This window comes from Microcoleus sp. bin38.metabat.b11b12b14.051 (assembly GCF_013299165.1).
Lineage (GTDB): Bacteria > Cyanobacteriota > Cyanobacteriia > Cyanobacteriales > Microcoleaceae > Microcoleus.
Map to the genome: position 1 here is coordinate 300,616 of NZ_JAAFKD010000005.1, position 11,751 is coordinate 312,366.

General features: G+C 49.1%; 8 protein-coding genes and 1 pseudogene. 3 read left to right on the top strand and 6 right to left on the bottom strand.

The annotated features are described in order from the left end of the window. Positions 1-198 precede the first annotated feature (198 nt). The 4 genes from dprA to QZW47_RS08740 all read right to left on the bottom strand — a co-directional run bounded on the left by dprA (position 199) and on the right by QZW47_RS08740 (position 3,505). Complete coding sequence (gene dprA / locus QZW47_RS08725; protein WP_293126128.1) at positions 199-1,350, bottom strand: DNA-processing protein DprA; 1,152 nt, start codon at positions 1,348-1,350, stop codon at positions 199-201. Between the two features lie 587 nt (positions 1,351-1,937). Beyond that, entirely contained in the window at positions 1,938-2,606 is a 669-nt protein-coding gene (locus QZW47_RS08730; RefSeq protein ID WP_293126130.1) for a YdcF family protein, read from the bottom strand. A 16-nt stretch (positions 2,607-2,622) separates the two neighbouring features. Further along, positions 2,623-2,880, bottom strand: a complete 258-nt coding sequence (locus QZW47_RS08735; protein WP_293126132.1) for a hypothetical protein — start codon at positions 2,878-2,880, stop codon at positions 2,623-2,625. Then, a complete protein-coding gene (locus QZW47_RS08740) occupies positions 2,858-3,505 on the bottom strand; it encodes a DUF2301 domain-containing membrane protein (RefSeq protein WP_293126133.1) in 648 nt (215 codons plus the stop codon). The genes QZW47_RS08735 and QZW47_RS08740 overlap by 23 nt, the downstream gene beginning before the upstream one ends. Positions 3,506-3,589: 84 nt before the next feature. Between QZW47_RS08740 and QZW47_RS08745 the strand changes: the two genes are divergently transcribed. Then, a complete protein-coding gene (locus QZW47_RS08745) occupies positions 3,590-4,237 on the top strand; it encodes a hypothetical protein (protein ID WP_293126135.1) in 648 nt (215 codons plus the stop codon). Between the two features lie 204 nt (positions 4,238-4,441). On the opposite strand, the gene QZW47_RS08750 is transcribed toward QZW47_RS08745, so the two are convergent. Then, on the bottom strand, positions 4,442-5,197 hold the full coding sequence (locus tag QZW47_RS08750) for a DUF561 domain-containing protein (RefSeq protein WP_293126137.1): 756 nt from the start codon (positions 5,195-5,197) through the stop codon (positions 4,442-4,444). 60 nt (positions 5,198-5,257) lie between these two features. On the opposite strand from QZW47_RS08750, the gene QZW47_RS08755 reads away from it, so the two are divergent. Beyond that, positions 5,258-5,458 carry a hypothetical protein gene (locus QZW47_RS08755; RefSeq protein WP_293126139.1) on the top strand — a complete coding sequence of 67 codons (201 nt, stop codon included), beginning with the start codon at positions 5,258-5,260 and terminating at the stop codon, positions 5,456-5,458. Positions 5,459-5,462: 4 nt separating this feature from the next. Here the strand turns inward: QZW47_RS08755 and QZW47_RS08760 are convergent. Then, a pseudogene (locus QZW47_RS08760) lies at positions 5,463-6,270 on the bottom strand (creatininase family protein). Positions 6,271-6,577: 307 nt separating this feature from the next. Between QZW47_RS08760 and QZW47_RS08765 the strand changes: the two are divergent. Beyond that, positions 6,578-11,518 carry a PAS domain-containing protein gene (locus QZW47_RS08765; RefSeq protein WP_293126141.1) on the top strand — a complete coding sequence of 1,647 codons (4,941 nt, stop codon included), beginning with the start codon at positions 6,578-6,580 and terminating at the stop codon, positions 11,516-11,518. Positions 11,519-11,751: the final 233 nt, after the last annotated feature.

An 11,751-nucleotide genomic window follows, 5' to 3' on the forward strand; every position in this document is an offset into this window, starting at 1 on the left:
TATTTTTTATGGCGACATACCATACAAATACTGATAGTGGCGCACCTTAAACATGGTCTGCATGAAAGAATTACTGTTTTTTTACTATCATCTAAGGGGCGTCGCTATAGAAAAATTCATTAAATTTACATATCTTTCATGGCGACACACCCTACAAATACTGTTGAATTATTTTAAATCATTGATGTTACTTACTAATTAACACCGCTGATAGCGCATACCGGGTAACTGCGAAACTAATCCCAACAATTCCAACTGCAAAAGAATACCAGAAACCGTTCCCGCTTCCAATCCCGCAGCCTCCACAATTGTATCAAGAGAACTCGTCCCCGAACCCACAGCTTTTAACACTACAGCCAACTCCGCATCCAAGGGCGGCTCTGGTTTTTCAGGGGCTGGATTTGTCGGAAATAGCGATAACTGCTGCGCGCTGTCCAATTTTGGCATGGCTCCGAGCATTTCCAGCAACCGGTCTTCGCTTAAGAGTCGATCGCTACTCGGGAGAATCGGATGAGCACCTTTACTCAACAATTCCAAACATCCAAACGATCGCTCGTCATCCAATCTTGCCGTCAAAACATACACATCGCGGCAAAAATCATTAGCTTGATAAGCAGTAATTAACGCGCCGGACTTCTGCGGAGCTTCAATCACAATTGTAGCGCGACTCAAGCCCGCAATTATCCGATTGCGGCGCGGAAAATTAGTTTTATTCGGTTGAGTGCCCGCCGGATATTCGCTAATTGCCAGTCCCTGCTGCAACAGGCGATCGTACAACCGCTCATTTGGCTTAGGATAAACGATATCAACCCCAGTACCAAAAACAGCCAAAGTCCGCCCTCCCACCTCCAAACAGCTTGTATGAGCCTCAGTATCAATACCCGCAGCAAATCCCGAAACAATAGTAAAACCGTTTTTAGCCAAAGCCGTGCTAAATTTGCGAGTCCAGCGGCGGCCGTATTCCGAAGGACTGCGAGTCCCCACAATTGCCACCGTTGGCGTAATTCCGCGATTCTCTTTGAGGTCAACTAAACCCCGATAATACAGCACCGGCGGCGGATTAGGAATTTCCAATAACAAGCTGGGATAATCTTGATCTGCGGGCGTCCAGAAACAAGGATTTTTGATAAGATGTTTCTCGAAAAATTCTTCGGGATTGAGTTGGGTTCGTTCTTGCACAACCGTTTCTATTGTCTGCTTGCCAAACCCTTCGACTCGCATCAAATCTACTGGTTTTGCCGTCCAAGCATCTGCCAAACTAGGGAAATGTTGGTGTAATCTTTGCAACAAAATCGGCCCGATACCGCTAATTTGCGACCATGCTAACCAGTAAGCGCGTTCTTCTAGCAAAGACTTGCCCTCAATTTATCCGAGAATAATTTTATCATTTTTTGAAGGTTCGTAGTGAGGACTGAAGTCCTTTCTTTTGTTGCGGACTAAAGTCCTCACTACGAACCAGATTAAGGTTAGTAGTGAGGACTGAAGTCCTTTCTTTTGTTGCGGACTAAAGTCCTCACTACGAACCAGATTAAGGTTAGTAGTGAGGACTGAAGTCCTTTCTTTTGTTGCGGACTAAAGTCCTCACTACGAACCAGATTAAGGTTAGTAGTGAGGACTGAAGTCCTTTCTTTTGTTGCGGACTAAAGTCCTCACTACGAACCAGATTAAGGTTAGTAGTGAGGACTGAAGTCCTTTCTTTTGTTGCGGACTAAAGTCCTCACTACGAACCAGATTAAGGTTAGTAGTGAGGACTTCAGTCCTTTATTTCCTTGCGGACTAAAGTCCTCACTACGAACCAGATTAAGGTTGGTAGTGAGGACTTCAGTCCTTTATTTCCTTGCGGACTAAAGTCCTCACTACGAACCAGATTAAGGTTGGTAGTGAGGACTTCAGTCCTTTCTTTTGTTGCGGACTAAAGTCCTCACTACGAACCATATTTATGCTTTCCAATCGACAAAACGGGCATAAATATAAGCAATGATTTCTCCAGTCACAGTCCGAAAACCTTCGCTTGACTTCCACCATTCCTGCGGGTTATAATCTTGGGGAACCGCAGCTATTATCCCGACTTTAATCTCAGGATGCAGGACTTCTTTGAAAACCATCCAACTTCTGCGGGCGTGAGTCCCAAAAGAATAGAGATTAATTGAGTCAACTTTGAGGGGGGAAGTAGCCAGCCAATCTCGAAGGGCGATCGCAGAAGCAGCAGTGCGGTGTTTCACAACACTCGGTGCAGGTACAGCCACCACTTTGTCCTTATCAAATCCTAGCGCAATACAAGTCGCAGCGGTTAGTTCAGCATAATTTTTATATTCAGCGAGGTAATAGCCTTTACCGACAGGAAGCCCGGTTGTCACCAATTGGCGGTATCCACCTTTTTTGAATTCGGCGATCGCACTTTCGACTGCATAATCCGGCAACCAGCCTTCCACAACCAGTATATCTGCTTTAATCGGCGCATTTACCGCCAAAAATGGATGAATATTGGTGATGATGAATGTCATTGTAATGATTAAACTGGCGATCGCAATTACCCAACCTTGCCAGGTAATCGCCCACGTCTCTCGGCGGCGGATTAGGCTAATTTTGATTTTAGGTTTTCGCATCCTTCTAAAATTCATATTAATCAAATTCTTGAGGATTTACGCACAAGTGGCAAGAAACCGGGTTTTTTCCGAAACAACCTGTATAGCCCCCATATTCGCTAAAAAACCCGGTTTCTTGAGTTGGAGTGCGAGCGCAAACTGAACTTATAGAAATAAATCCCAGAAACCCAACTTTCGGCTGCACAATTAAATCCGTTACATCCGTTATATCCGTTACATCCGCTACAAAATCCGCTGCCGAACCTTTTCTACTATTTGTGTTTGAGATACTCAAAAACGCTCTTATCGCCAATATCCTGCGGGATAGGTTGAAAGAACTTGCGTACAGCAAAAATGATGAATAAAATCGCCCAAAGTCCGAGCAGCAACTGTTCGTTTTCCGGCGTCAAAAACCCGAAAATATGTCCTAAAATTAACAGCGGAACTCCCGGAGTCAAAAACTTAGTTTCTAAACGGTTAAAACAGAAAGCTTCCTTAAAAAAGATGCCATTCAAAGCGGCAAAACTAAAGCCAATTCCCCACAAAGTTGCTGGATGTTCGTACACTGCTAAAGCCAAAGGTTCATTGCTTTGTAAGGTGACAAACAATGTAGCAGCGCCGCCGATCGCCCAAAACACCTGTAACGTGCGGTGCAGCGCAATCATGTAAATGTGAATTGTTGCCAAGCTAACGCCTAAAGCTATCCAGAAACAAGCAAAAACAGGCGTTACAGCTTGAATTGCCATTGGGTTGTCGCCCTGTTGCAGCACCAGAGTAGCACCCAGCGCCAAACACAGCGCCGCCACCCCCAATCCAGCGCGGTAGATCAGCACTCCCGTGCGATCGCTTTGAGTAATCGTAAACTCGCCGAATTGGCCTTGATAGACTGCCGATTCATCAGGCGATTTCAGTAATTGCATCAAAGTTTCCTCCTATTTGTCAAACACGAATGTACTTATGTCAAGATATACTTTATTGATAAACCGATACAGCGAGAGCGAGCGATGCCTAAATTTAACAAGCCTAAAGTTAACAAGTCTCTATTTGACGATCGCCCAAATCAAAGCAAATCTCTTGTTTCAGAATCCGAACTTCCTTCAGTTCAGCTTGATGAAACCATTGTAGCAGGCAGAAGACCGAAACCGCAGGGCGACTTGCAGCGCCTGCTTGCCGAAGTACCGGAATTGAGAGGCGGGGTAAATTTAGAAATGTTTCCCCATATACCTGAAACTAGCTTATTTAACGAAAAGCAATTTGCACAGAAAGCCAGCAAAATTTTGGGAACCAAAAATATTAATGTTAGTATTGAGAACTTAGGCAACTATCTAGAGTATCTCAAGCAAAATCTGAAAATTCCGTGCCAGGTTACGGCGATAGAAGAGTTTGAATGGGAAGAAGAATATACCATGGGTTCGGGCAGCAAAAAAGAATATGCAAAACTCAAAAAAACTCAACCTTCTTATACTGATAATTTTACAATTAATCAGTTAGATGATTTTGTGGTTCGCGAATATGGCATATTTACCAAGGTGCAGCGCGTGAGCGATCGCCAAAAGTTTGTCTTGCCTTTAGCACAGTTACAATGTGTTGATGTCATCTCTCCAAACCATCGGTTATTGTATGATTATTCCCTGTGGTATATCAGCTATTGAAGCCTGGGAAGATGGAGAGAGAGGGAGATTGGGAGAGGGGAGAGGGAGAGAGGGGAAGAATTTATGTTCCTTCTTCCCACTTCAGTCTATCCGCTAGATGCCCCACATTGATAGCTGTCGAACTTCTCTCTTCCTTCTTCCTTCTTCCCTCTTCCTTCTTCCTTCTTCCTTCTTCCTTCTTCCTTCTTCCTTCTTCCTTCTTAATTACATGGAAGTAGCAAAGTGCGATCGCTCGACTTTTGCCAAAGCTTCTACTAAACTGCGAACAGCAGCAATCATCGCCACTTCGCTGTTAAGTTGGCTCACAGCAGAACCGACGCCAACACCCGCAGCGCCTGCGCCAATAGCGAGCGGTGCGGTGACGCTGGAGATGCCGGAAGCGCAGAGTACGGGGACTGATACGGCGCGGGAAATTTCAAAGGCGGCGGCTAAAGTAGGCGCTGCTTTTTCAATTAATCCCAAAGTTCCGGGGTGGATTGGTTGGGCGCTGGTGCCTCCTTCGGTTTGGATGATGTTAGCGCCAGCTTTGACTAATTCGGTTGCTAACTGCACCTGTTTGTCGAGGGTCAAAATGTGGGGAACTGTTACAGAAAGCGTGATCTTCGGAAATAGCGAGATCGTTTGGCGAGTCAACTCCAAAACTTCCTCAGCTTCAAAGCGGCGCCCTACGGCGTAGAAAGCATCAAAGTTGCCAATTTCAATCAAGTCAGCGCCGGCTTCTACCGCAGCGACAAACTTTTCTGGTTCCACAGCAGATACACAAATTGGCAAATTTGTCAACTGTTTTGCCATCAATACCAAATCGCGATCGGCTGCAATATCGAGAAACGAAGCACCGCCGAGATCCGCTGCTTTGACAACAGCCGCAACGTTGGCTGCATCAAAATTATTTAAACCGCTGATAATTTTCAGGGCGCGGCCTTGCTCAAATGCGCGCTGCAATTTAGGATTTACGCTCATCGTTAGTTTTCCAACTTAGAAAATTTCTTAAAATCATTTTGACACGGATTAGAACAATTTTTGATTTTTCTAACAGAAGGAAGAAGGAAGAAGGAAGAAGGAAGAAGGAAGAAGGAAGAAGGAAGAAGGAAGAAGGAAGAAGGAAGAAGGAAGAGAGACTATTTTCCCACTCTCCCACTCTCCCCATCTCCCACTCTCCCCATCTCCCACTCTCCCATCTCCCCATCTCCCCATCTCCCACTCTCCCACTCTCCCCCTTGAACATCTAAAGCTTACTTCCCGGCTGTCGAAACTTGTAGACATCTTTGATAACTTGTGCCCAGCCGTCTGATAGAGATTCGAGAATTCGATCGCCCTTTTCCTTCGTCGCCACAGTCGCATCGCCCAACACACCGCTTTGTGTCAACTCTCGCGTCAGCCAAGCGAAAGGCAAATTACCTTCCATACTCAGCAAACTGTCAGCAGGCAAATCCCTCGGATATTCGCAAACTGCTCGATCCATTTTCACCTGTTCGGGCAAAATTGACAACATCAAACTCGTTTCCGCATCACCGGCGTGAATTCCCAATTCTAACTCCTTCGCAGTTAGTAATTGGGCAGCCACCATTCGGCCCCCGCCAAACAAACAGCGGAAACACCGATAAATCCTGATATTTTTGATGAATATCCCGCGCCGCAATTTCCATCACCTGCGGCTGTCCGCCGTGAGCATTCATCAACACTAATTTCCGAAATCCTGCCCGATAAATACTGTCTGCAATTTCGCCAATTACGGCTAAAAGTGTCTGGGCGCTGAGGATAATTGTCCCGGGAAAATGCCAGTGTTCGTTCGATTTGCCGTAGTACAAAGGTGGCAAAGCGTAAGCGGGAATACTTGCATCTAACTTTGCCAGCGCTTTGCCAGTAATGGCTGCGCTGATTGCCGCATCTACGATTAAAGGCAAATGGGGGCCGTGTTGTTCGATCGCACCTAGCGGCTGAATTATCACAGTATTTTCCTTGTCCGGCATCGACTGAATCTCTGTCCAAGTCAGATATGGAAAAAAGCGCGATTCGGGAATAAAATTGTGCATATTGTGGTTTTTATTTGATATAAGTACAGATTTTCTGGTAGGAGACGGCAGCGCCGTGTCCTGTATTTATTGCGTAGGGACACGGCAGTACGGTGTCCTGTATTTTAGAGAATTGAAAGCTGTTATATTGTGGAGGCAAGAGCCAAGGCAAACAAGGCAATCATGTAGCCGAAAACTCAAAAGTAATTCCAAAGATAGATAAATGATTCTGTCTGTGGGTAGATAATACCATATAGCAGATAGTTCAATTCTGCGCTAAAAGAACGATCGCCCGATAAGACCGAAAGACGCAGAGACGACTACATTGATGGAACCTTGGCAAAACTCACAAACTAATGTAGCCGACATTCCGATCGCCGAGGAACTGTCGCGCCGCATCCCTCGCTCTCGGGATCTGCAATCGGAAAATCGGGCGCTGCAAACGCTGGCCCGACAACTAGCCACATCGCCCCAAACGCTGCTGAAAACAGTCGCGACGATCGCCCAAGATTTGTGCGGCGCAGGCAGCGTCGGAGTCTGTGTGTCACCAGAAAATGTCAGCTCGGAACAAACATGGATCTGGGAAGCCTTAGCGGGTGCGTGGGCAGCCGCAGAAGACACAAACATACCCCGGACATTCCTTGGCGGCGGAGCAGGTTTAGACTTGCAAACTCCCCAGCTTTACTTGCATCCAGAACAATACTTTAGCGAGTTGCAGCAGCTCGAAATGCCGATCGCCGAAGCGTTAGTCGTGCCGCTGCGATCGGAAAATCAACCGCTGGGAGCAATCTGGATTGTCTCTCACGATGCTCGCCAGTTCGATGCCGAAGATTTGCGGATCGCGATCGCGCTAGCAGATTTTGCCGTTGCCGCTTTAAAAATTGATCGCGCCGATCGCACCGATCGAGCTTTGCGAGCCAGCGAAGAACGCTGGCAGCTAGTCCTACAGGGCAACAACGACGGCATTTGGGATCGCAACCTGCAAACAAATTGTTATGTGGTGAGCGATCGCTGTTTAGAGATTTTGGAACGCAGGCGCGAAGAATTTACAGAATTCAGCCAATATTTAAGTTGGATTCATCCCGATGATGTGGAGAGAATGGAAAGCACTTGGCAGCAGCACTTGGATCGAGAAACCTCCCATTACGGCTGCGAGTACCGCATCCTGTGTCCTGACGGGCGCTACAAATGGGTTTTAGCCAGAGGGCGCGCAATTTGGGACGAGTCGGGCAATCCGGTGCGCGCCGTCGGATCGCTGACAGATATCAGCGATCGCAAACAAACAGAAACCGCCTTCGCTCAAAGCGAAGAACGTTTGAGCGTCGCCATCGAAGGCTCGGGCATGGCAACCTGGGATCTAGACGTACCAACCAATCGAGTAATTTGGTCTGCGAACCATTTCAAAATTTTCGGCTGCGAACCGGCATCGGGCGGCGAAACTACGATCGCAGTCTGGAAAAACTGCGTGCATCCAGATGACTTAAAACAAGTCCTGCACGCAGTTAAAACAGCTCGGGAAACGCGATCGCTCTACTCCGTCGAATATCGGATAGTGCGCGCAGACAATGCAGAAATCCGCTGGTTGAACGTGTTCGGGCGCTATTTCTACGACAGCGCAGGCGCAGCAGTGCGGTTTGTCGGAGTAGTATTTGATATTACCGATCGCAAAATCGCCCAACTTGATTTGCAAGCCAGCAACCAGCGCTTCGAGTTAGCTACAAGGGCGATCGACGGTATCGTGTTTGAGTGGGATTTGGCATCGAACTCAGTTTACCGTTCCCAGGGGCTCTACTCGCTCGTCGGCGTCCGCGCCGAAGATGCACCGCCAACACCAGAGTGGTGGCAAGAACGCATCGCTCCCCTCGATGTAACGCGCATCCAGCCAGGGATACAATCAATCTTAAAACAGGATCGCTACGAAAACGAGTACCGCATCCGCCACGCAGACGGGCGCTGGATCGATGTTTGGGAGCGTGGCTGCACGATCCGCAACGAGCAAGGCGAAGCGACCAAAATAGTCGGCTTCACCACAGACATCACCCAGCGCAAACAAGCAGAAGCAGCACTGCGCGATCGCGAAACCCACCTCCAGTTAATTCTCGACAGCGCCAAAGACTACGCCATTATCACCCTCGACACAGGGGGATACATTACCACTTGGAACGCAGGCGCCGAAAGGATGCTGGGCTATGCTGAAGCCGAAATTGTCGGGCAGCACGGACGAATTATCTTCACCCCCGAAGACTCTGCTGCGAGCAAGCCGGAACTAGAAATGCACGCAGCCCTGACTCAGGGAAAAGGAGAAAACGAACGCTGGCACCTCCGCCAAGACGGCAGCCGCTTTTGGGGCAGCGGGCTGGTGATGCCCCTGCGCGACTCCGGCGGCGAAGTCCAAGGTTTCCTGAAAATCATGCAAGACAAAACCGAGCGCCGGCAAATAGAAGAAGCGCTGCGCGATCGCGAAAATCGCTACCGCACCATGGCCGATGCCGTGCCGCAATTAATGTGGAGCAACACCGCCGACGGCAGGTTAGAGTTTTGCAACCAGCACTGGCAAAGGTACACGGGCTGGATGCCTGAATTGCCCGTGACTGCGACGATGTTAGACATATTTCATCCTGACGATTTGTCAGCACTCAGCGCCACCCGCCATCAGGCGATTCAAGCAGGGAGCGCCTACGAACTCGAATGTCGGGTGCGGAGGTTTGACAGCACCTACCGCTGGCATCTCGCCCGAATTGTACCTGTCAAAAACCAAGCGGGACAAGTGGTGCAATGGGTGGGGATTGGCATTGATATTGACGATCGCTTCCGAGCCGAAGAAAGCTTAGCAGAAAGCGATCGCCGCTTCCGCTTCCTAGCAGAGTCACTGCCCCACCTGATTTGGAACGTAGACTCCGCCGGGGAACTTCGCTTTGCCAACCAAAAATGGTCGGAATATCTGGGAATGTCTTACGAGGAAGCCGCTCAAAACAATTGGGAGTCCCTGGTGCCGCCGTCGGATTTGGCAGAAGCTTTTGCCCGCTGGCAAGAATGTCAAATCACCGGAGAAGTTTATCAAGTTGAGTTCCGCCTGCGGCGGGCCTCCGACGAAATGGAACGCTGGCATTTGTCCCGCGCCGTGCCAATTCGCGACGCCGGGAATCAGATTGTCGAGTGGATCGGCACGAATACCGATATTCACGATCGCAAAAGAGTCCAACTCAACGAGCAGTTTCTCTCTGGGCTGGAAATCCGCTTGCGCCAGCAATCTAACCCCGCAGAAATGTTGTGGGAAGCCACGAGCAGTCTGGGAGAATATTTACAGGTCGATCGCTGCATCTGGCATGAAATCGACGCCACAGCCCAACAGGGAATTGTCGATCGAGACTGGCATCAGCCGGGGCTTGCCAGCGTCGCCGGTACCTATCAAATCTCAGATTTTAAGACCCCAGAATTGAAAGCTCTGGCTCTGGCAGGTCAAACACTTGTCATCCCAGATATCGCTAATTGCCAGGAGACAGCGCATTTTGTCGATAACTACGGGGGTCTTGGCATTCGCGCTTTAGTCGATGTTCCCTGCCTTCAGGAAGGGCGCTGGGTGGCTGTTTTGGTGGTGCTATCACAGGAGGTGCGGCACTGGCAGCCTGATGAAGTTTCGCTGATGCAAGAAGTGGTGGCTCGCCTCTGGACACTGATCCTGCACGCGCGAGCCGTGCAAGAGCTGCACGAAAGCGAAGATCGGTTCCGGGCTTTAGCTGACAACATTGCCCAGTTGGCTTGGATGACAGATGCCACGGGCTGGATTTTCTGGTACAACCAGCGCTGGTTTGACTACACCGGCACCACCCTCGAAGAAATGCAAGGCTGGGGCTGGCAGCAGGTTCACCATCCCCAACACGTCGATCGCGTTGTGGCAAAATTTAAGGGCTGCATTGAAAGAGGCGAAGCTTGGGAAGATACTTTCCCCTTGCGCGGTACAGACGGATCTTACCGTTGGTTTCTCTCTCGCGCCGTGCCGATGCGCGACGAGCAAGGCAAGGTACTGCGCTGGTGCGGTACCAACACCGACATTACCGATCGCCTCAATGCAGAAGAGGAACGAGAACGCCTGCTAGCTCTGGAAAAAGCAGCCAGGGAGGAAGCAGAACGCGCTAACCGCGTCAAAGACGAATTTTTGGCTGTTTTGTCCCACGAATTGCGGACTCCCTTAAACCCGATTCTGGGCTGGGCAAAGCTGCTGCAATCGAACTGTCTCACACCGGAAAAGCAGGGTTACGCCCTACAAACGATCGAGCGCAACGCTAAACTGCAAACCCAACTCATCGAAGACTTGCTCGACGTGTCGCGGATTCTGCAAGGCAAAGTCAGCTTGAATATTGTACCTGTGGATCTAGCTGGGGCGATCGGCGCGGCGATTGAAACGGTGCGTTTGTCGGCCCAAGTCAAATCGATTGAAATCACCACTGAATTTGCACCAAATGTCGCAAGAGTGTTGGGCGATGCGGGCAGACTTCAGCAGGTAGTCTGGAATTTGCTGTCAAATTCCGTCAAATTCACCTCCTCCGGAGGCCAAATCGCCGTCAAGCTCGATCGCGCTGACAACGACGCCAAAATTACTGTAACTGATACGGGGAAAGGCATTGAGCCTGATTTTTTGCCCTACGTCTTCGACTATTTCCGGCAAGCAGACAGCACGATTACGCGCAAATTTGGCGGATTGGGTTTAGGATTGGCGATCGTCCGCCATCTCGTCGAACTCCACGGCGGCACAGTCAAATCCGACAGCCTCGGCGAAGGACAAGGCGCGACATTTACCGTCAGGATACCTGTGATGCCCCTACAACCTGCGACAATTCCTGCCGAGACTGCGCCGGAGTCATCCTTCAATCTCAGCGGTATCCGGGTGTTAGCGGTGGATGACGATGCCGATGCGCGAGATTTGGTGGTGTTTGTGCTGGAGGATTGTGGCGCCAGCGTGACAGCAGTTTCTAGCGCCGACGCTGCTTTGGCTGTGTTAACTCAGTCTGTCCCGGATGTGTTGTTGAGCGATATTGGAATGCCTCACACCGACGGTTATATGTTGCTGCGGCAGGTGCGAGCTCTGCCGCCAGAGCAGGGCGGATTGGTGCCTGCGATCGCCCTCACGGCTTATGCTGGAGAAATTGATTACCGGCAAGCCTTGGCTGCGGGCTTCCAGCGCCACATTTCTAAGCCTGTAGAGCCCGATAAGTTGGTGCAGGTGATGTTGGATGTGCTGGTTGAGCGATCGGGCAAAAATATTGTTTAAACTGTTTTTTTAGGCTAACAATCTTTATTTAACGAACCGCGAAGGCGCGAAAAACGCGAAGTAATAAGAAAAACAAGAAATAAAATAGGTTCGTAGTAAGGACTTTAGTCCAATGGCACTGAAAAAGTGAGCAAAAAAAAATCTGTAAGGCAATATATATATAGATCATTGCCTTACAAACACAAAAATCTATCTCTATTATGTCAAATCGTGCGTCTATTCTCAAACAACAA